Origin of the sequence: Thalassospira sp. ER-Se-21-Dark, assembly GCF_017922435.1 — a bacterium.
Classification (GTDB): Bacteria; Pseudomonadota; Alphaproteobacteria; order Rhodospirillales; family Thalassospiraceae; genus Thalassospira.
Window position 1 is genome coordinate 922,884 of record NZ_VDEZ01000001.1, and the last position, 19,691, is coordinate 942,574.

The 19,691-nt window shown below is 56.5% G+C and carries 19 protein-coding genes; 4 read left to right on the plus strand and 15 right to left on the minus strand.

Going from position 1 to position 19,691, the window contains the following annotated elements; all coding sequences use genetic code 11:
• From xdhB to uraH, 3 genes are read right to left on the minus strand one after another with little or no spacing between them, the layout of a single operon-like run.
• Entirely contained in the window at positions 1 to 2,397 is a 2,397-nt protein-coding gene (gene xdhB / locus FHI25_RS04185; protein WP_210515357.1) for a xanthine dehydrogenase molybdopterin binding subunit, read from the minus strand.
• Positions 2,390 to 3,883 carry a xanthine dehydrogenase small subunit gene (gene xdhA / locus FHI25_RS04190; RefSeq protein ID WP_210515360.1) on the minus strand — a complete coding sequence of 498 codons (1,494 nt, stop codon included), beginning with the start codon at positions 3,881 to 3,883 and terminating at the stop codon, positions 2,390 to 2,392. Before xdhA ends, xdhB begins: the two co-directional genes overlap by 8 nt.
• 8 nt (positions 3,884 to 3,891) lie before the next feature.
• Positions 3,892 to 4,245: a hydroxyisourate hydrolase gene (gene uraH / locus FHI25_RS04195; protein WP_064779948.1), complete on the minus strand. Its 354-nt coding sequence runs from the start codon at positions 4,243 to 4,245 to the stop codon at positions 3,892 to 3,894.
• A gap of 434 nt (positions 4,246 to 4,679) precedes the next feature.
• Between uraH and puuE the strand changes: the two genes are divergently transcribed.
• From puuE to FHI25_RS04215, 4 genes are all read left to right on the plus strand, one after another.
• Positions 4,680 to 5,597, plus strand: a complete 918-nt coding sequence (puuE, locus tag FHI25_RS04200) for an allantoinase PuuE (protein WP_210515363.1) — start codon at positions 4,680 to 4,682, stop codon at positions 5,595 to 5,597.
• 17 nt (positions 5,598 to 5,614) lie between these two features.
• Positions 5,615 to 6,142: a 2-oxo-4-hydroxy-4-carboxy-5-ureidoimidazoline decarboxylase gene (uraD, locus tag FHI25_RS04205; RefSeq protein ID WP_210515365.1), complete on the plus strand. Its 528-nt coding sequence runs from the start codon at positions 5,615 to 5,617 to the stop codon at positions 6,140 to 6,142.
• A 77-nt stretch (positions 6,143 to 6,219) separates the two neighbouring features.
• Positions 6,220 to 7,236, plus strand: a complete 1,017-nt coding sequence (gene alc / locus FHI25_RS04210; RefSeq protein WP_210515368.1) for an allantoicase — start codon at positions 6,220 to 6,222, stop codon at positions 7,234 to 7,236.
• A gap of 9 nt (positions 7,237 to 7,245) precedes the next feature.
• Positions 7,246 to 7,755, plus strand: a complete 510-nt coding sequence (locus FHI25_RS04215; RefSeq protein WP_349237962.1) for an ureidoglycolate lyase — start codon at positions 7,246 to 7,248, stop codon at positions 7,753 to 7,755.
• Between the two features lie 70 nt (positions 7,756 to 7,825).
• On the opposite strand, the gene FHI25_RS04220 is transcribed toward FHI25_RS04215, so the two are convergent.
• From FHI25_RS04220 to FHI25_RS04275, 12 genes are all read right to left on the minus strand, one after another.
• Positions 7,826 to 8,629, minus strand: coding sequence for a tetratricopeptide repeat protein (locus tag FHI25_RS04220; protein ID WP_246878890.1), 804 nt, complete (start codon positions 8,627 to 8,629; stop codon positions 7,826 to 7,828).
• Positions 8,630 to 8,790: 161 nt separating this feature from the next.
• Positions 8,791 to 9,573, minus strand: a complete 783-nt coding sequence (locus FHI25_RS04225) for a succinate dehydrogenase iron-sulfur subunit (protein ID WP_008888450.1) — start codon at positions 9,571 to 9,573, stop codon at positions 8,791 to 8,793.
• 25 nt (positions 9,574 to 9,598) lie between these two features.
• Positions 9,599 to 11,395, minus strand: a complete 1,797-nt coding sequence (gene sdhA / locus FHI25_RS04230) for a succinate dehydrogenase flavoprotein subunit (protein ID WP_063086733.1) — start codon at positions 11,393 to 11,395, stop codon at positions 9,599 to 9,601.
• A gap of 4 nt (positions 11,396 to 11,399) precedes the next feature.
• Positions 11,400 to 11,783, minus strand: a complete 384-nt coding sequence (gene sdhD, locus FHI25_RS04235) for a succinate dehydrogenase, hydrophobic membrane anchor protein (RefSeq protein ID WP_008888452.1) — start codon at positions 11,781 to 11,783, stop codon at positions 11,400 to 11,402.
• 26 nt (positions 11,784 to 11,809) lie between these two features.
• Positions 11,810 to 12,190: a succinate dehydrogenase, cytochrome b556 subunit gene (gene sdhC / locus FHI25_RS04240; protein ID WP_008888453.1), complete on the minus strand. Its 381-nt coding sequence runs from the start codon at positions 12,188 to 12,190 to the stop codon at positions 11,810 to 11,812.
• 403 nt (positions 12,191 to 12,593) lie between these two features.
• Complete coding sequence (locus FHI25_RS04245) at positions 12,594 to 13,643, minus strand: MaoC family dehydratase (protein ID WP_210515373.1); 1,050 nt, start codon at positions 13,641 to 13,643, stop codon at positions 12,594 to 12,596.
• Positions 13,644 to 13,766: 123 nt separating this feature from the next.
• A complete protein-coding gene (locus tag FHI25_RS04250; protein ID WP_210515375.1) occupies positions 13,767 to 14,645 on the minus strand; it encodes a CoA ester lyase in 879 nt (292 codons plus the stop codon).
• Between the two features lie 125 nt (positions 14,646 to 14,770).
• Positions 14,771 to 15,685, minus strand: coding sequence for an HlyD family secretion protein (locus FHI25_RS04255; protein WP_210515378.1), 915 nt, complete (start codon positions 15,683 to 15,685; stop codon positions 14,771 to 14,773).
• An 8-nt stretch (positions 15,686 to 15,693) separates the two neighbouring features.
• Positions 15,694 to 15,897: a DUF1656 domain-containing protein gene (locus FHI25_RS04260; protein ID WP_210515380.1), complete on the minus strand. Its 204-nt coding sequence runs from the start codon at positions 15,895 to 15,897 to the stop codon at positions 15,694 to 15,696.
• Positions 15,894 to 17,987, minus strand: coding sequence for an FUSC family protein (locus tag FHI25_RS04265; protein WP_210515382.1), 2,094 nt, complete (start codon positions 17,985 to 17,987; stop codon positions 15,894 to 15,896). The genes FHI25_RS04260 and FHI25_RS04265 overlap by 4 nt, the downstream gene beginning before the upstream one ends.
• 15 nt (positions 17,988 to 18,002) lie before the next feature.
• Positions 18,003 to 18,461 (minus strand): MarR family transcriptional regulator, encoded by a 459-nt coding sequence (locus tag FHI25_RS04270; RefSeq protein ID WP_008888462.1) that lies wholly within the window; start codon positions 18,459 to 18,461, stop codon positions 18,003 to 18,005.
• Positions 18,462 to 18,604: 143 nt separating this feature from the next.
• Positions 18,605 to 19,687 carry a serine hydrolase domain-containing protein gene (locus FHI25_RS04275; protein WP_246878891.1) on the minus strand — a complete coding sequence of 361 codons (1,083 nt, stop codon included), beginning with the start codon at positions 19,685 to 19,687 and terminating at the stop codon, positions 18,605 to 18,607.
• Between the last annotated feature and the right edge of the window lie 4 nt (positions 19,688 to 19,691).

Consider the following 19,691-nt stretch of genomic DNA (forward strand, 5'->3'; position numbering starts at 1 on the left):
CTATTCCCCTGCCATCGATTGTGCTGAATGAACCTTTTCGATCATGCGCTTGGCACAATCGGCGACCGCATGCAAAACCGCCTCTGGCGTTGCCGGAGTATCAAGGGCTGGGACAACCTTGTGATTGGCGACCGAGGCCACCGCATCGGCAATCGCCCGATGCACCGAAATCGCCAGCATCAAGGGTGGCTCACCAACTGCCTTGGATCGATGGATGGTTTTTTCAACGTTTCGTCCGGACGACCACAGCTCCATACGGAAATCTTCCGGTCGATCCGAACATGCCGGGATTTTATAGGTCGACGGCGCATGGGTGCGCAGGCTGCCTTTATCATCCCACCAGAGTTCCTCGGACGTCAGCCAGCCCATCCCCTGAATGAAGCCACCTTCAATCTGACCAAGGTCGATCGCCGGGTTCAACGACCGGCCAACATCATGAATGATGTCAACGCGCGTCACCTTGTATTCCCCGGTCAGGGTATCAATCAGAACTTCGGAGCACGCCATGCCATAGGCAAAGTAATAAAACGGCCGTCCCGATGCGCTTTCGCGGTCATAATGAATTTTCGGCGTCGCGTAGTAGCCCGTGGCCGACAGCGACACACGCGCCAGATAGGCCTGCTTGATCAGATCGGCAAAGGCGAGCTCTTCCTTGTCGCCGACAATGATCTTGCCCGGCACAAAGCGCACAGCACTTTCCGCCACACCATATTTCTCCGCGGCAAAGGCAATCAGGCGATTCTTGATCGTCATCGCCGCATCGCGTGCCGCCATGCCGTTCATGTCCGCCCCGCTTGAGGCCGCGGTTGCCGATGTGTTGGGGACCTTGCCGGTATTGGTCGGGGTGATCTTGATCTGATCGAGATCGATCTGGAACTCCTCGGCCACGACCTGGGCGACCTTGATAAACAGGCCCTGCCCCATTTCCGTCCCGCCATGGTTCAGATGCACCGATCCATCCTGATAAACATGGATCAGCGCACCCGCCTGGTTCAGGAAGGTCGTGGTAAAGGAAATCCCGAATTTCACGGGCGTCAGGGAAAGACCCTTTTTCAAAACCGGGCTTTCGGCATTGAACGCCGTAATCTCTTCGCGGCGTTTGCGATAGTCGCTGGCTTTCAGGATATCGTCTGTCAGCTCCGAAAGGACATTGTCTTCGACCACCATATGGTATGGCGTCGTGTTGCGATCCTTGGTGTCGTAATAGTTGGCAATGCGGACATCCATCGGATCACGCGCGACGGTCATGGCGATTTCATCGATGATGCGTTCAATCGCGACCATGCCCTGCGGCCCGCCAAAACCGCGAAACGCCGTGTTGGACACAAGATTGGTTTTGCAGCGGTACGACCTTATTTCAACATCGCCAAGGTAATAGGCATTGTCGGTATGGAACATCGCCCGATCAGCAATTGCGGCGGACAAATCGGCCGAAAAACCGCAATTGGCCGCGTATTGAATATCTAGGCCGCAAATCCGCCCGTCATCATCAAAGCCGACATCGTAATCGACAATGAAATCATGGCGCTTGCCGGTCATGATCATATCATCATCACGATCCAGTCGGAACTTGGCCGGGCGTCCGGTTTTGGTTGCAACGATGGCGGCCAGTGCCGCCCATTGCATCGCCTGCGTTTCCTTGCCGCCAAACCCGCCACCCATGCGGCGCACCTCAACCGTCACCGCATTGGCCGGACGGCCCAGCACATTGGCGATATTATGCTGCACTTCCGATGGATGCTGCGTGGAGCAATGCAGCAACACATCGCCATCCTCACCCGGAATGGCAAAGCTGATATGGCCTTCAAGGTAGAAATGATCCTGCCCGCCAATCTCCATCCGCCCGGAATGGCGATGCTTGGCGCGGGCCAATGCCGATTTGGCATCGCCCTGCTTCATCACATGCGGCGGTGCGACAAAAAGCTGCTTTTCCAGGGCCTCGACTACATCCAGAACCGCGGGCAATTCTTCATATTCAATCTCGGCCAACTTGGCGGCCGCGCGCGCCTGTGCACGGGTTTCCGCCGCCACGCAAAAGACCGGCTGGCCATAAAACTGCACGATGCCATCGGGCAATACCGGCTCGTCATGGGTATGCGCTGGTGAAACGTCATTCACACCGGGGATATCATCGGCGGTCAGGACACACACCACACCCGGGGCCGAGCGGACCTTGGACAGGTCCATTTTGGTAATCTTGCCATGTGCGATGTTCGAGGCGCCCGGCGCCAGATGAAGCGTGCCAAACGGCTCATTGATGTCATCAATATAAACCGCCTCACCCGCCACATGTTTCGGGCCGCTGTCATGTTTGGAACTGGATCGCACACCGCCGCTTAACCCCGCAGTCGGTGCAACAACCTCGTCCATATCGGCTTTCAAAGCTTGATCAGACATGGGCCGCCTCCTTGCCAACAAGGCGAGTGGCAATATCCGGCGCATTGGTTTCGATAAACAACTTGGTCAAAAGGTTCTGCGCCACCAGCATGCGATATTCCTTCGATGCCCGCATATCGGTCATCGGTTCAAACTCGCTGGCCAGTGCCATTTGCGCAGCATTAAGGTTGGCTTCATTCCAATCCTTGCCGATCAGGGCCGCTTCGCATTTTTTCGCACGCATCGGGGTGCCCGCCATGCCGCCAAAGGCCGCACGGAATTCGGAAACCTTGCCATCATCAATCTTGATGGCAAAGGCCCCCAAAACAGCCGTGATATCCTGATCAAATCGTTTGGAGATTTTGTATGCCTTGAACACCAATCCGCTGTGCGGTTTGGGCACAATCACGCTTTCGACAAACTCGCCCGCAACCCGGTCTTGTTTGCCATAACTGATAAAGAATTCTTCGAGCGGCACTTCACGACGCACATCGCCCATGCGCAGAACGATCTTAGCCCCCAGCGCAATCAGGGCCGGCGGCGTATCGCCAATCGGTGATCCGTTGGCGATATTACCGCCCACGGTTCCGGCATTGCGGATTTGTCTTGAGCCAATCCGGCGCACAAGCTCGCCCACGTCGGCTGCCACCCGGCCCAGTGCATCATGCGCCCGGCTATAGGTCACACCGGCCCCGATAATCAGTGCATCTTCGGTTTCATATACCGATTGGATATCGGCGACATCGCCAATGTAAATGATCGGATCCAGACGCTTCAGCATCTTGGTCACCCAAAGCCCGACATCCGTCCCCCCAGCCAGAACCGTGGCATCCGGGTGCGCCACCAAAAGGGCGGCCAATTCATCAGATGTGCGTGGTGCGAAATAACGCCCGGCGGGATGTTCAAGCGCTAGCGTGCCTTCGCCTTCGACCATCGCGGTCAGTTTGGCGGCAATATCAGCACGGCGTTTTTGCTCGGCACTGTCATTGGCAGCGACACCACCGGCCTTGCGCGCGGCCTCAATAATCGGGCCATAGCCGGTGCAACGGCACAGGTTGCCTGCCAGCGCATCATTGATCGCACCGCGGTCATCTTCGCCGCCATCCAGCCACAACTGATACAGGCTCATGACAAAGCCCGGCGTACAGAAACCGCATTGCGATCCGTGGGTATCGACCATCGCCCGCTGCACCGGATGCAGGGTACCGTCCGTCGATTTAAGATGCTCCACGGTCAAAAGCTGCTTGCCATCAAGGGTCGGGACAAACTGGATGCAGGCATTAACCGTGCGATACGCCATGCCGCCCTTGCCATCGGGTTCGCCCAGCACAACCGTGCAGGCCCCGCAATCGCCCTCGGCACAGCCTTCCTTGGTTCCGGACTTGTGCTCGGACAGGCGCAGATATTCAAGAACCGTCATCTGCGGATCAACATCACGCAGGCTGCGTTCCTCGTCGCCGAGCAAAAAACGGATATCAGAACGGAAGGATCCGGTCGCACTTGCCATGTCTGTCCTCAGCTACCGCGATAGGTGGAATAGCCGAACGGCGACAGCAACAGCGGCACATGGTAATGCGCCTGCCCGTCAGAAATGCCGAACCGGATCACGACCTGATCGAGGAATTTCGGATCGGGAAGCTCCGTACCGCTGGCATCAAAGTAGTCACCGGCATGGAAAACAAGCTGATACTGGCCGGGTTTGAAAGAGGCACCCTCAAGCATCGGGCCTTCGGTGCGGCCATCGGCATTGGTCACGGCTTCGGCAACCATGTCATCATGGCCATTGCCAAAGCGATGCAACTCAATGCGGATTCCGGCAGCCGGGCAGCCTTTCGCCGTATCCAGTACATGGGTGGTCAGTCGTCCCATGCCGGGCCTCCTCTCTCATTCTTTTGTTTATGAGCGGTCGCTTCTCCCTTTGGTCGGCATTCTGTTTGTACTTTGTGTGCCGAACCATTTTTTAAGCGATGTAAAAAGGGTCGCATTACGACCCACCCTCGGGAAAGAGGGGATAAAGTGAAACTATATCAATAATTCTTTGAAAAAAGAACAGTCCCGTTTCAGGCACTATGAACGGAAACACAGGCAAAATGCCTTGATAGACCGCGAAAAACGTGGCTCAAATCTGATCCCGTCCAGGAACATTATCAAAACAGCCTTGATAGTGCGGCACGTCGTTGGCCCGCCACGCACAGGTTTCTTTCTTGCTGCGCTGCGGCCGATGGTTAATGCTACACCAAACAGGCCCGACAACAAAGCCGGGCGTACGGGATCAATCCCACAGAATTCAGGAGAAGGTTCGCATGAACGACCAGACATATGCGCGTGATTTGATCGGTTATGGGGAAAACCCGCCCAAGGCCAACTGGCCAAACAAGGCGCGCGTCGCGGTGCAGTTCGTCCTGAACTATGAAGAAGGCGGCGAAAACTGCATCCTGCATGGCGACAAGGCCTCGGAAGCGTTCCTGTCTGAAATGATCGGGGCCGACATGCGCGAAGGTGTCCGCCATATGAGCATGGAGTCGATCTATGAATATGGTTCTCGGGTCGGTGTCTGGCGCATTCTGAACCTGTTCCGCGAACGCCAGATTCCGATCACGATCTTTGCGGTTGCCATGGCCCTTGCCCGCCACCCCCGGGTCGGCGAAGTCGCGATGAAAGACGGTCACGAGATTTGCTCGCACGGTTATCGCTGGATCGATTACCAATACATGCCAGAAGATCAGGAACGCGAACATCTCCACAAGGCGATCGAGATCATCAAGGACGTCACCGGCGAACGTCCGCTTGGTTGGTATACCGGGCGCACCAGCCCCAATACCCGTCGTCTGGTGGCTGAGGAAGGCGGTTTCCTCTATGACGCCGATGATTACAGCGACGAACTCCCGTTCTGGAGCACCCAGACAGAAACGCCGCACCTGATCGTGCCCTACACACTTGATGCCAACGACATGCGCTTTGCCGCCATGCAGGGCTTTAATTCCGGCGAACAGTATTTCCAGTATCTCAAGGACAGCTTCGACACCCTTTACGAAGAAGGGACTGAAACCCCGCGCATGATGTCGATTGGTCTGCATTGCCGTCTGGTCGGGCGTCCGGGCCGTTTCGCGGCCCTCAAGCGCTTTGTTGATTATGTCCAGAGCCACGATAATGTCTGGTTTGCCCGCCGCATTGATATCGCCCGTCACTGGCGCGAACATCACCCGTTTGGCGGCGAATAAGGAAACACAAGGTCCCAATGACAGAAACCACCCAATCCCTGTTTGAAACCCGCCCGCCCAGCACACTTGCGCAAAGCGCGTTCGTGTCGCTTTATGGCTGGGTTTACGAACATTCACCGTGGGTTGCCCATCAGCTTTATGAACGCGGCATCGCCAAAAACCTCGATAATCCTGCGGCGCTTGCCGATGCCATGGCGGCCATCGTCAATGGCGCGGTTGATGACGACAAACTGTCACTTCTGCGCGCCCACCCGGATCTTGCGGGCAAGCTTGCGCTGGCCGATCTAACCGAGTCATCACAAAGCGAACAAAAGGGTGCCGGGCTTGATCAATGCACACCGGGTGAACTTGCCCGCTTTACCGAACTTAATGATCTCTATAAACAGAAGTTCGGCTTTCCGTTCATCTTTGCGGTCAAGGGTTTCCATCGCACCGATATCCTCGAAGCGTTCGAGCGGCGCGTGAAAAACGACCCGGAAACCGAATTCAATGAGGCGATTGCACAGGTTCACCGCATTGCCAAATTGCGGCTCGAAGCACTGTAGGGTTTCACCACAGCACCAGAAGCAGCAAACACCTGTGACCGCCAGATAATAAACGACTATTTCAGGATAAAAAGACCATGAGCCATCAGGAAAACACCGACGCACCGGAATTTGCACGGCGCTTTGTCAATCTGGCCGACGAACGTCTGGGTGCAGAGGCAATCTTTGCGACCGATGATTTCTTCGCCGACAAGCAGCGCATGCTGCAAACCGCCGACGCGGTGTTTTATCCTGACCGCTATGACGACCACGGCAAATGGATGGATGGCTGGGAAAGCCGCCGCAAACGGGTCGAAGGCCATGATTACTGTGTCGTCCGTCTGGCGACATCGGGCCGCATTTACGGTGTTGATATCGATACCAGCCACTTCACCGGCAACTTCCCGCCAGCCGCATCACTTGAAGGCTGCTATTGCCCCGGTGGCGATCCGACTGACGACACCAAATGGCATGAAATCGTTGCCCCACTAGGCCTTGGTGCCAGTGCGCATCACTATGCCGACGTCACGTCCGAGGCGATCTATACCCATGTGCGCCTGCACATTTATCCGGATGGTGGTGTTGCACGCCTGCGCGTTTATGGTCGCCCGAACCGCGACTGGACGGAAATGGCCGCCAAGGGCGAACAGGTCGATCTGGCCGCGATGATCAATGGCGGCGTTGTTGTTGGCTGGTCGGATGCGCATTACGGCAATCCGAACGCCATTCTAGCCCCCGGTCGTGGGGTCAATATGGGCGATGGCTGGGAAACCCGTCGCCGTCGTGAACCGGGCAATGAGTGGCTGATTGTCGAGTTGGGTAATCCCGGCGAGATTGAAAAAATCATCGTCGACACCTGCCACTTCAAGGGCAACTATCCCGACCGCGTCTCCATTCAGGGCGCGTTTGTCGATGGTGAAAAGGACAAATCACTGCGCGCACGTTCGATGTTCTGGTCGACCATCCTGCCCGAAAGCAAAATGCAGGCGGATCACATCCACGAATTTGATGCTTCCGCACTGACCGTCAATGGTCCGGTCACCCATCTTCGCGTCAACTCGATCCCCGATGGCGGCATCAGCCGTCTGCGCATTCTCGGCAAACCGACGAAGTAACGGGGCCGATTGATGCAGCTTCCCATCGAACATCTGACGGCCGAGGCATTTTCCCCTTTCGGCGAGGTCATCTCAACCGCCACCGCACGCGATACCTACAAGATCAATCAGGGCACCACGACCCGGTTTCATGATATCTCGCGCGTTGATGTCAGTGACGAAGGCGGTGCCCCGATCATCAGCATCTTTCGCGGCACACCCCGGCCCAAGCCGATTGAAATCAAGATGATGGAACGCCACCCGCTAGGCTCGCAGGCCTTCATCCCGCTTGCGGGTCAGAAGTTCCTGATTGTCGTCGCGTCGGGCTCGGACACACCCAAGCCCGAAGACTTGCGTGCGTTTCTTTCTGATGGCACCCAGGGTGTTACCTACGCCAAAAACGTCTGGCATCACCCGTTGCTCGTTCTTGAAGAAGACAGCGACTTTTTGATCGTGGATCGCAGCGGTCCCGGCAAGAACCTCAATGAGGTCGACCTGCCACTGGTCGACGGCGAGGTCATCACGCTGGATTGGGCGTAACGCAGCAAAGTCACGAAATAACAAAGGCCGGGAACTCCCGGCCTTTTTCTATTTCTAATACAGATACTTCTTACTGCGCCGGGGCCGCCGCCCCGCCATTCAGGTCCAATGCCAACAAGCGCTTCTGAATGGTCTGCGACAGAACCGGACCAGCCCCCGCCTCCAATGCGCGCTGATAGGCTGCCCGTGCCATTTCAGTCTTGCCCATCGCCAGCGCATTATCGGCGAAATGCGCAATATGCTCGGCCGTTGGCATTGCCTTGTTGGCACGGATAAAGACTTCTTCGGCTTCCTGATAGCGGCCTTGTCGATACAGGATCAACCCGTAGGTATCGAGCGCACCGGGATCATCCGGAGCCACCTGCAAGGCTTGCTTTGACAGGCGTTCGGCCTCCTGCAGGTTTTCGCCGCGCACCGCATAATGATAGGCCAGCCAGTTGGCCGCCCCCATATTGCCCTGCCCTGCCGCCTGATAGGCCTCGGCCGTCATGGTATCGCGGTAAGATGTGATCACGCTTTCAATGGCACTTTGATCAAGCCCATCCACCCAGGTCAGCCCGACCCGCACCGCCTTGCAACCTTGTGCATTGGCCTGTTGGCACATGGCAACCGCTTCCTCGACCGCGCCAATCACCGTGGCGTTCGGACCAGCGGCATATTCCTTGCCCGCCGCATCGCGCGCCATGGCCTTGAAATCAATCATCGCCCGATAACGGTCATCAACCTTTTGCTCGGTCGGGGCGGCAAACATATCCTGTGCTTCCCACTTCGGGGCAGTTTCCCCGCAGGCGGCAAGGCCAAGCATCATGCCGGCAACCATTACGAAACGCGTTGATCTGAAATGAAACGGGTGGCGGTCAATCAAGGTTGTCATTCCCATACTGGTGCAGAAAGCCAGACGCCATCATAGCGCATTTGGGTAATTGTGGGGTTAACATCATGCGACGAAACGAAAAAGCCGCCGGGATAGTCAATCCTCGGCGGCTTTAACAAGCTGGCGTTAAACGCCAATATCAGGGCAACAAGCCTGCGGCTTTACGCGCGGCGTTCTGCGATCATCTTTTTGATTTCGGTGATCGCAAGCGCCGGGTTCAGGCCTTTCGGGCAGGTATTGGTGCAGTTCATGATCGTGTGGCAACGATACAGGCGGAACGGATCTTCGAGTGCATCGAGACGTTCACCGGTATATTCGTCACGCGAATCTGCCAACCAGCGATATGCCTGCAGCAGAACAGCCGGGCCGAGGTAACGGTCGGAGTTCCACCAATAAGACGGGCACGCGGTCGAACACGAGAAGCACAGAATGCATTCCCACAGACCATCAAGCTTGGCACGCTCTTCACGCGACTGCAGACGTTCGCCATCCGGCGGGGTCGGGCTGTCGGCCTTAAGCCACGGCTCGATCGAGGCGAGCTGCGCATAAGGCTGGGACAGATCCGGCACCAGATCCTTGACCACCGGCATATGCGGCAGCGGATAGATCTTGACCTCGCCCTTGATGTCTTCGATCGGCTTGAGACACGCAAGCGTGTTACGGCCATCGATGTTCATCGCGCACGAACCGCAAATGCCTTCACGGCAAGAACGGCGGAAGGTCAGGGTCGCGTCGATCTCGTTCTTGATCTTGATCAGCGCGTCCAAAACCATCGGCCCGCATTTGTCGAGGTCGATGTCATAGGTGTCGGTACGCGGGTTGTCGCCACTGTCCGGATCAAAACGGTAAATCTTGAACGCACGGACATTCTTCGCGTCAGCCGGCGCAGAGAACGTTTTGCCCTCTTTGACGACCGAATTGGCGGGAAGATTGAATTCTACCATCTCTCAAATCCTCTCTTGCCGCGCCTTAATAGACGCGCTCTTTCGGCTCGATATACGACACTTCATCGGTCAGGGTGAAGTTGTTGACCGGACGATAGGTCAGATCAACGCCATAGCCCTTCTCGGTGTCGACCGTCGCAATCGTGTGCTTCATCCAGGTTTCGTCATCACGCTTCGGGAAATCTTCGTGGGCATGTGCACCACGCGATTCATGACGCGCTTCTGCCGAATTCATGGTTGCAGCGGCACAGGTCATCAGGTTCTCAAGCTCGAGAGTCTCGACCAGGTCCGAGTTCCAGATGAGGGAGCGGTCCGAAACACCGACGTCGGGAAGCGTCTTGGCGGTTTCAGAAAGCTTGTCCTTGCCTTCCTTAAGGATTTCCGAGGTCCGGAACACGCCGCAGTTACCCTGCATGACGCGCTGCATTTCCAAACGGATATCAGCCGTCGGACGCGAACCTTTTGCCCAGCGCAGACGGTCAAAGCGTGCAATCGCCTCGTCGCCATCGGTGGTTTTAAGCTCCTTGAAGGATGCCTTGGAATCGACCACTTCGGCGGCATGCATGCCGCATGCACGGCCAAACACAACAAGGTCGAGCAGCGAGTTCGTACCCAGACGGTTTGCACCGTGAACCGAAACGCAGGCTGCTTCACCAGCCGCCATCAGGCCCGGAACAATCGCGTTCGGGTCTTTGGCGGTCGGGCGCAGAACCTCGCCCTTATAGTTGGTCGGGATACCGCCCATGTTGTAATGGACCGTCGGCAGGACCGGGATCGGTTCCTTGGTCGCATCAACACCGGCAAAGATTTTTGCGGTTTCGGTAATACCCGGCAGACGTTCCCACAGCACTTCGGAACCAAGATGTTCAAGATGCAGGTGGATGTATTCGCCGTGCTCGCCAACACCACGACCATCACGGATTTCCTGTGCCATACCACGCGACACAACGTCACGCGATGCAAGGTCCTTAACGGTCGGCGCATAACGTTCCATGAAACGCTCGCCTTCGGAGTTGGTCAGATAGCCACCTTCACCACGGGCACCCTCGGTAATCAGGCAGCCTGAACCGTAAATGCCGGTCGGGTGGAACTGAACAAATTCCATATCCTGCAGGCCAAGACCCGCACGGGCCACCATGCCATGACCGTCACCGGTGCAAGTGTGCGCCGAGGTGCAGCTAAAGAACGCACGGCCATAACCGCCAGAGGCCAGAATGACCATCTTGGCGTTGAAGCGATGCAGCTCACCGGTATCGAGATCCCAGGCCACCAGACCTTTGCACGAACCGTCTTCGTCCATGATCAGATCAAGGGCGATATATTCGACAAAGAATTCTGCTTTGTGCTTCAGGCACTGCTGATAGAGCGTGTGCAGCATGGCGTGACCGGTACGGTCAGCTGCGGCACATGCACGTTCAACAGGCGCCTTGCCGTGGTCACGGGTGTGGCCACCGAACGGACGCTGATAGATTTTGCCATCTTCGGTCCGCGAGAACGGCATGCCGTAATGTTCAAGTTCATGAACCGCCGGAACGGCGTTACGGCACATATATTCGATCGCGTCCTGATCACCGAGCCAGTCCGAACCCTTGACGGTGTCATACATATGCCACTGCCAGTGATCCTCGGACATGTTGCCAAGCGATGCACCGATACCACCCTGGGCAGCAACGGTGTGCGAACGGGTCGGGAAGACCTTGGTGATACATGCGGTTTTAAGGCCGGCTTCAACCGTACCCAGTGTCGCGCGCAAACCCGCGCCACCCGCACCCATAACAACGACGTCGTAGTTATGGTCGATAATTTTATAAGATTCACTCATTGGCTCAGGCTCCGGCAAAAACGATACGCAGGACTGATACGATGGCCGCCACAGACAAGAACGCTGCGACCGCCTTGATCAGCATCAGCGAGATCACTTCTGCTTTACGGTTATGCACATAATCTTCGATCACAACCTGCAGACCGTGCGTGAAATGCACGGCAACACTGACGATCATCAGGATCATCATGGTTGAATGGAAATACGAGCTCAACCAAGCGTGAACGGCATCGTAATTCGCCGTGTGCCCGGCAAGTATAGAAACAATGAACCAGATGCCGAGCGGAAGGTTTGCAGCAGCCGTAACGCGCTGGGTCCACCAGTGCGAAGAGCCACTTTTGGCAGAACCGAGACCGCGGACACGGCCCAGATCGGATTGCATCTTCATGACAAGTTGTCCCCTCTTGCCCGGCCTTAGGCCAGACCGATGATCCAGGTGAGAATGGTCAGCACGACTGCCGCGCCAAGGACGATCGGGTTGCCTTTGGCAGCACCCTCATTCGTCAGGCCGCGACCGGTATCCCAGACAAGGTGACGGATCCCGTTGCAGGCGTGGTAATAAAACGCCGCCGTCCAACCGAACAGCAGCAGCAGACCAAACCACGAGGTGAAAAATCCGTGATAGCCGTTAAAGGCTTCACGACCAGCGCCGGCACCAATCAGCCAGGACGCCAAAAATACGAAACCAATGGCAAGGCCGACACCCATCACGCGGAAGGAGATGGACATCTTTGCCGTCATCGGAAGCCGGTACACCTGCAAGTGCGGAGACAGCGGCCGATTGGCTTTGCTCATAGCGGAATTGCCTCTTCTCAAAGTAGCTGGCGGGAAAGCAGGGTTTATTTACCCATGCAGCGGGTTTGAGTCAATCTGAACCCCTTTGTAAACCAAAGAAATCAGTGACAAAACGCCTCAACTGCCTCCGTTAAACTACGTAGGTTGACCTCTCAGACACCGTAAACACCCTGCGGGAAGGGCATATTGAAAGACACGGGTCATTCACTTACGGCGTAACGTGCTTTTAGCAATCGCACAATTAGACCTTCTTACGCAAGGCAACTGCCAGCGGATCGGGTCTTATTTATTGCAAACACATATGAATGCGCCCTCACCCGATCAAGACCGGGCCCAGGCGCGCGGCGAAATTACCCTGGCGCGGCCAAACGAAAAGTTAAGCCGCCCCAGGATTTATGACGAGTCAGCGCGGTATCAGCACCGTGTAGTCGAAATCAAGCAACACATCAGACTGATATTTGCCATCCGCGTCCTTAAGCGGGAAGTCAATGGCCTGACGGTCGCGCACCGCCACAAGACGCAAACGAAGCGCGCCAAGGTCACGACGACCGGGCACTTCAAATTTGCCCAGAACTTCCGACCAGGCAAAGATCGTATCCCCGGCAAAGGCCGGATTGGCGTGCGCCCCGGCATTGATCGCGGCAATCCGGAACGCATTGCCAAGGCCATTGAATGAAAGGGCGCGGCACAGTGAAATGATATGCCCGCCATAAATCAACCGCTTGCCAAATCGCCCGCCATTGGCCGCGACCTGATCGAAATGAACCTTGGCGGTGTTTTGATAAAGCCTTGTTGCGATCTGATGTTCGGCTTCTTCCAGGGTCATGCCATCGACATGATCGATCTTCTCGCCGACATAATAGTCATCCCAGCGATGCGGTGATCCGGAAAGCTCGGTCGAATAGCCCGATACATCAAGCCCGACCGGGATCTGAAACGCCTCGGGCGCGACAACGCCGGGCAATTCCGGCAGGACCGTTTCCGGGGCCGGGGCACTTTCATCACGTTTGCGCACCATGACCCAGCGATTGTAATCAAGCACCATCTCGCCGCGCTGATTGCGCCCGACGGAATTGACATACACCACACCGGTCTTGCCGTTGGAGTTTTCCTTGATCCCGGTCACGGTCGAAACCGAACTGACCGTATCGCCGGGATAGACCGGAACACCAAACACGCCCCCGGCATAGCCCAGATTGGCCACCGCATTCAGCGACACATCGGGCACCGTCTTGCCAAACACCATGTGAAACGCCAACAGGTCATCGACGGGCGCGGCCTTATAGCCGATGCTTTGGGCAAACTCGTCAGACGACTGCACGGCAAAGCGCGGGCCATAAAGCCCGGTATAAAGCGCAACATCCCCGCTTGTGATTGTGCGCGGGGTGGCATGGCGGATTTCCTGTCCAATCTGGAAATCCTCAAAATAATTGCCCGGGTTTGTCTTTGACATTCGATTGCCTCCCTGAAAGGCCGGATTTTCTGTAAAATACCGGTGCGCGCCAGTTTGGCTGTCTTGCTTGCAGCCATTTTCGTTACTCGGCGCGACCCGTTTTGTCTGATGCTGATGCTGCCATCAGGCGGCATCCATTTCCGCGATCAAATCTGCCATCGCGACCAGCTTCTTGGCCGACACCACATGCAGATTTTCAATCAGCTTGCCATCGACCACGACCACACCCTTGCCCGCCGCACTGGCTTCTTCGTGCGCAGCAATGATTTTCCGCGCCCATTCGATCTCGGCCTCTGCCGGGGCAAAGGCTTCGTTGGCCGCTGCAATGGTTTTGGGATGAATAAGCGTCTTGCCGTCAAAGCCAAACTCGCGCCCCTGCTTGCAGGATGCGGCAAATCCGGCATCGTCAGACAGATCAAGATGCACACCATCAAGGATCGCAAGCCCATAGGCGCGCGCCGCCAACAGGCAAAGACCAAGGCTGGTCACCATCGGCAGCCGATCCGGCGTATGCGCACAGTTCAGATCCTTGGCAAGATCGGACGTCCCCATGACAAACCCGCCCATACGCGGATGGGCCCCGGCAATTTCCTTGGCATTTAGCATCGCAAGCGGCGTTTCCATCATGCACCAGATGGTCATGCCTGCATGCGCGCCTTCGGCCTCCATGATATTGGCGACCTGTCGCACGGTATCGGCACTTTCGACCTTGGGCAGCAGAATGGCATCGGCGGATGTTTTGGAGGCCGCGACAATATCTGCATACCCCCACGGCGTGTTCAGGCCATTGGTCCTGATCTGAATTTCGCGTTTGCCATAGCCGCCCTCGGAAAGCGCGCTCACAATCTGACCCCGCGCGGCATCCTTGGCATCGGGGGCCACCGCATCCTCAAGATCCAGAATAAGCCCGTCGGCCGGAAGGTTTCTGCCCTTTTCAAGGGCGCGGGCATTGGAACCCGGCATATACAAAACAGAACGGCGCGGACGTGGGGCAGCAGCCATCAGGAATCTCCCGTTTGATAATATTCGTACAATATTTGATATTTATTTTTACGAAAATTACCCAAACTCGCTTTTCACTGCAAGCCACTTTTTGCGGTGCGGCATGACGATGTCGCGTTCTTCTCCTAGAACAATAGCTTCGGGCTCAGCCCGGCAAAACTACTTTGCGCATTTTCATCCTCGACTGTCACGATTGCACTGCGCCCGGCAACAAGGCGCACATTCTCAGGCACGTCTTCAAGTTCGACCCGGACCGGAACGCGCTGCGCCAGTCTTACCCAGCTAAAGGTCGGTTTGACCTGTGCCAGTCCGGCGGAGCTGCCGGAACGCTCGCTATCCTGAATGCCGCTTGCGATGCTGACGACATGGCCATGCAAAGGCTGGTCTTCGCCCATCAGCATCACGTTGACCCGATCGCCAATCGCAATGCGCGGCAATTTGTTTTCTTCAAAATAGCCAGCGACATAGAACGAGCTGCTATCGACAAGCGCTGCTATCGGGCTGCCCGCCCCAACATACGCCCCGCGCCTGAGCGAGAAGTTGGTAACAACCCCATCCACCGGCGCAACAACCCGGGTACGCGCAAGGTTCAATTGCGCAAGCGACAAGTCCGCACGCGCCAGATCAACATCGGCCTGCGCAGTCGCAAGGCCGGTTTTTACCTGTTCCTTTTTCTGATCACTGACAACATCGCGATCAAGCTCGCTATAGCGTGAAACTTCGCGTTTGGCCTGATCGCGCGCGGCAATCGCATTTTCAAGTTTGGCCTGCGCCTGATCGACTGCCACCTGATAGCGCGCCGGATCAATGGCAAACAGAACGTCACCTGCCTTGACCGGCTGGTTATCCTTCACCATCACCTCTGAGACTAGTCCGCCAATATCAGGCGCGATTGAAATCACATCGGCACTCACGCGGCCATCCCGGGTCCAGGGTTCGTTCATGTAATAATCATACAGATGCCATCCGCCAACACAGGTAATTAGCACCAGCAATGCCGTAAACCCGATGCGCAGGCTTTTCAAAAGAGTGTTTTTCATAACAGTACCTATTTCAGAAAGACGGCCGAAAGCCCGGTCAGGATCAGCACATAAAGCGCAAGATCAGTCAGCGCCGGATGAACGGTGATTTTGTAAAAACCGATCTGCGCCAGACCAAATCGGGTGACCTTCAGGCACCCCCATGCAGCAATGGCCAAAGCCAGAACGGTCGGAACATACAGGCCGTATAGATTGAGTGTCGGATTGATCATGCTGTTTCTCCCATGATCGTCGGCTGGGCGGGCAACATGCCGCCGCCGGAATGTTTGCGCAGGCGTGGGGCACCTGTTTTTGAAAGCGTGCGACGCAAGGCAACCAAAGGCAAAACAAGCCGTTCGCGCTCTGCCGCTGCCAAATCACTGACCGCCATGCGAAGAAGGTTGTCGACCTCTTCGACAATCCATGGATCGGGCAACCGGTCCGGATCGGTCAGGCGTGCCTCGAAATGGCGCGCAATCGACCGCAACAGCACCTTGATGCGATCTGAGACCGGCTTGTTGGCAAACAAAGTCGTCATGCGCAGGTCATAAAGTGCAGAGGCAATGGAGACTTCCGGCATCACCCGAATCAGGGTGTCGCGACGCTGCGGTGCCATTGCCAACCTCGGCAGGATCAATCCCTGCCGATCCAGCAACCGTCGCACAAGGATCAAACGCCCATGCGCGAACGATCCACGTGCAACCGCTGCGATGTCACGCCAGTTGGCGCGAACCAGACGCATGATCGACTGGTCTGCCGGCACGACCCGGATCAGGGCAGTGGCAACAACCGCCGCGGCAAAGCCGATCAGGGATGCGACGCCACCGCCCAGAATGCTCTCGATATCGCTGCTAAAGGTCGTATCAAGGTTCAGGATCATGACAAGGTTGACCACCATCGCCAGTCCGAACCCATAGGTCACCTGCGATGTCATGAACACACCAAGTACAATGCAGTAAGGCGCGAACGACAGAACCAACAGCGGAAAGCCATCAATACCCGGCAGGATCATCAGATTGTAAAAAACAACCCCGCCAACCGCGATCGTGGTGTAGCGCATAAAGCCTTTAAGCGCCGGAACAGGATTATCAAGAAACGACATGATCGAACTGCCAACCGCCGCCATCATCGCAGCCGTCCCACCAGCATTCCAGCCAGTGGCGATCCAAAAGGCACAAACTGCAATGACCGCCACCATTGCGGCAATACCGCTGCGCACGGCCCCATTGGCATCGCGGTCCATGCCCTCGGCACCTGCTGCTCCGTACCAGCGGCCAAGCAGGTCAGACGGGGCTTTGCCCGCACGAATACCGTCCCACAAAACGCGGCAATCATGATGGAAATCCAACAACCGGTGCAACCGGTCACACAGATTGATCATCAAAAGCCCGCCCCAGTCATCTGCCTGGCGGATTTGATCGCGGAACGCTGTCACGCGGTGATGCAAATCAGCGACCAAAGCTGGATCATGGTTCTCTTGATTGACATGCTTGATAATGTCATCGCACAGACGACGCAGTTCTTCTGGCACCCTCACATCGGCCGCCTTAAGGGCCGTCAGGCGATCATGCACCGCAAAGCAAACCGGCAACAGGGCCGCCATGGCACTTTGCAAGGCCTGCAATTCCCGGGTTTGCCCGGCAAAGCGGGATTTCTCATAGCCCAGATGCAACGCCATGCCGCGCAGCTCGCCAAGGTCGCTCGCAATCCGCGCCCGGTCGCGGTCAAGCTGATCGGGGTCCATATCAGCATCAAAACTTTCGGTCACCAGTTTGGCAACATCGCCCATCCAGCCATCAATCTGCGCGGCAATAACCGGACCGAGATGGCGCGGCAGGATGATGTGGCCTACCAACGCCGCGCACAGAATACCAAGGGTGATTTCCTGAAACCGCGCAATCGCCGTCGGGAATATCGACATCGGGTCGGTCACACTCGGAAAGCCGATCAGCGCCACCGTGTAACCGGCTAGCATCAGGACATAACTGCGCGGGGTGCGGTCAAGGCGGGCAAAGAACAGGCACACCCCAACCCAAAGCGCCAAAACAGCGCTCAGCACCACCGGCGCATTAACCAGATTGGGGATCAGGATGACCGCGACCACCGCACCAAGCAGGGTACCCAAAACACGATAAACCGCCTTGGATGCCAGAACCCCGGAAAGTGGATGGGCAACAATATAAACCGTCGCCATCGACCAGACCGGGCGATCAAGATCGAACGCCATGGCGATATAAAGTGCCAGCATCGAGGCAGCGAACGTCTTGACCGAGAAAATCCAGTCGGCTGGCTTTGGCCGGAAAGACAGGATGTTTTGTAACATGCCGGGTCCTCCTGCCTATTGTGACCGGTCACGCGCATCCAGTTGGGTCAGCAACTCGCGCATGACATCAAGGGTGATGTTCAGATGCTCTTCAGAAACATTTGCGGTCAGTTCTCCGCGCAAATTGCCCAGCAAAGCTTCTATCTCGACGGCCTTTTCACGGCCCGCATCGGTCAGGGCAACCATCTTGGCCCGGCGATCACTGGGATCAGAGACACGGGTAACCAAACCGTCTCGTTCAAGCTGATCAATGACGCGGACCAGTGACGGGCCCTCGACACCGATTTCCTCAGCGATCAAGCCTTGGCGTACCGCACCTCCATGGCGATGCAAAACGATCAGCGGCATGACCATGGTCTGCGAAAGCCCATGCGCCTGAAGGGTGCGATTGACCTCGCGCTGCCAACAACGCGCCACGCGCATCAGGGCACTGCCAAGGGTCAGATAAGGGGTGTTTTGATCAATATTTTCCATGCCCGGATCATAACAGAAAAATTCGTTAGAATTCTAACTATTATAATCCTATCAGTTATGACCTGCATGCATAGATGCGCCGTTGCCTTATGCATATCTGCACAAGCTTGATAGAAAAACATCGATAAAACAGGGAGATAAACCTATTCCGGCTTGCCGAACAAACCGGTCATCAGCATGCTGGTAACTGATGGCACTTCATTCAGCGCCCGGCCATTGGCCAGAAACACCACCACCGTGTCCTGTTCCGGGAACCAGGAAAACTCGGCGGAATAGCCGAAATAGATGCCGTCATGGCCCCAGACCGGGCCCCAGTCGCTTGAACCGATCATAAGCCCATAGCCATAAGACCCGCCACCGGCAAAAACGGTATCCGTTGTTGCCCGCTCAATCGCGTTCGGTCCCAGCAGCACCCCCTCAACAAAAAGCGCACGGGCGAACTTGACCAAATCTTCCGTCGTTGAAATCACCCCGCCATCGGCCAGTTGATCGCCGACATCATAATCGGTGACGTCTTCAAGCTGCCCGTCGCCATTGGCATCATCAAAGCCCCGGGCCAGTGATGCAGGCCTTGGAAACCGGCCAAAGGATGTGTTGATCATCTCGGCCGGTTCGAAAATCCGCCGATTGAACACTGCCTCGATATGGTCACCCTCGACCGCCTCGATCATGACGCCAAGCAGGATGAAATTGCTGTTGGACGGCGCATAGTTTGTGCCCGGCGCAAAGTATGCCTCCCGATCGGCAATCAGCGGCAACAGTTCGACATTGCGCCAGCCATGCTGCGGGTCGCGTCCGACCAGTTCAAAAAAGAACTTGCCATCAAGGTAATCGGGAATGCCCGAACTGTTGCGCAGCAAATCACGAATGGTCGCACGATCGGCATTGGCAATGCGATCGCGAAAAGCTTCGGGCAGGTATTTGCCAATCGGATCGGCCAGATCAATTCGCTTTTCCGATGCCAGTTGCAGGGTCACAACCGCCGTCATCATCTTGGTCAGCGATCCGATATAAAACTGCCGATCCCGCGTCATGCCGGTTTCGGGCCGGACACTGGCATAGCCCGTGGCGGCATAGCGCACATTGCCCTCGCCATAACCAATTGCCACCACGGCGCCAGGAAGTCCGGCATGCTCAACATATTGATGCAGGAATTTTTCCAGCGGATCAGACGGCGCGTCCTTGGTGCTTGCGCTTTGCGCCCATGCGGGATGGCTCGCGGACATGACA

Bases quoted from the DNA above. Each gene is read 5' to 3' on its own strand.
- xdhB (WP_210515357.1), bottom strand. From the start codon at position 2,397: ATGTCTGATCAAGCTTTGAAAGCCGATATGGACGAGGTTGTTGCACCG.
- xdhA (WP_210515360.1), bottom strand. From the start codon at position 3,883: ATGGCAAGTGCGACCGGATCCTTCCGTTCTGATATCCGTTTTTTGCTC.
- uraH (WP_064779948.1), bottom strand. From the start codon at position 4,245: ATGGGACGACTGACCACCCATGTACTGGATACGGCGAAAGGCTGCCCG.
- puuE (WP_210515363.1), top strand. From the start codon at position 4,680: ATGAACGACCAGACATATGCGCGTGATTTGATCGGTTATGGGGAAAAC.
- uraD (WP_210515365.1), top strand. From the start codon at position 5,615: ATGACAGAAACCACCCAATCCCTGTTTGAAACCCGCCCGCCCAGCACA.
- alc (WP_210515368.1), top strand. From the start codon at position 6,220: ATGAGCCATCAGGAAAACACCGACGCACCGGAATTTGCACGGCGCTTT.
- FHI25_RS04220 (WP_246878890.1), bottom strand. From the start codon at position 8,629: ATGACAACCTTGATTGACCGCCACCCGTTTCATTTCAGATCAACGCGT.
- FHI25_RS04225 (WP_008888450.1), bottom strand. From the start codon at position 9,573: ATGGTAGAATTCAATCTTCCCGCCAATTCGGTCGTCAAAGAGGGCAAA.
- sdhA (WP_063086733.1), bottom strand. From the start codon at position 11,395: ATGAGTGAATCTTATAAAATTATCGACCATAACTACGACGTCGTTGTT.
- sdhD (WP_008888452.1), bottom strand. From the start codon at position 11,783: ATGAAGATGCAATCCGATCTGGGCCGTGTCCGCGGTCTCGGTTCTGCC.
- sdhC (WP_008888453.1), bottom strand. From the start codon at position 12,190: ATGAGCAAAGCCAATCGGCCGCTGTCTCCGCACTTGCAGGTGTACCGG.
- FHI25_RS04245 (WP_210515373.1), bottom strand. From the start codon at position 13,643: ATGTCAAAGACAAACCCGGGCAATTATTTTGAGGATTTCCAGATTGGA.
- FHI25_RS04250 (WP_210515375.1), bottom strand. From the start codon at position 14,645: ATGGCTGCTGCCCCACGTCCGCGCCGTTCTGTTTTGTATATGCCGGGT.
- FHI25_RS04255 (WP_210515378.1), bottom strand. From the start codon at position 15,685: ATGAAAAACACTCTTTTGAAAAGCCTGCGCATCGGGTTTACGGCATTG.
- FHI25_RS04260 (WP_210515380.1), bottom strand. From the start codon at position 15,897: ATGATCAATCCGACACTCAATCTATACGGCCTGTATGTTCCGACCGTT.
- FHI25_RS04265 (WP_210515382.1), bottom strand. From the start codon at position 17,987: ATGTTACAAAACATCCTGTCTTTCCGGCCAAAGCCAGCCGACTGGATT.
- FHI25_RS04270 (WP_008888462.1), bottom strand. From the start codon at position 18,461: ATGGAAAATATTGATCAAAACACCCCTTATCTGACCCTTGGCAGTGCC.
- FHI25_RS04275 (WP_246878891.1), bottom strand. From the start codon at position 19,687: ATGTCCGCGAGCCATCCCGCATGGGCGCAAAGCGCAAGCACCAAGGAC.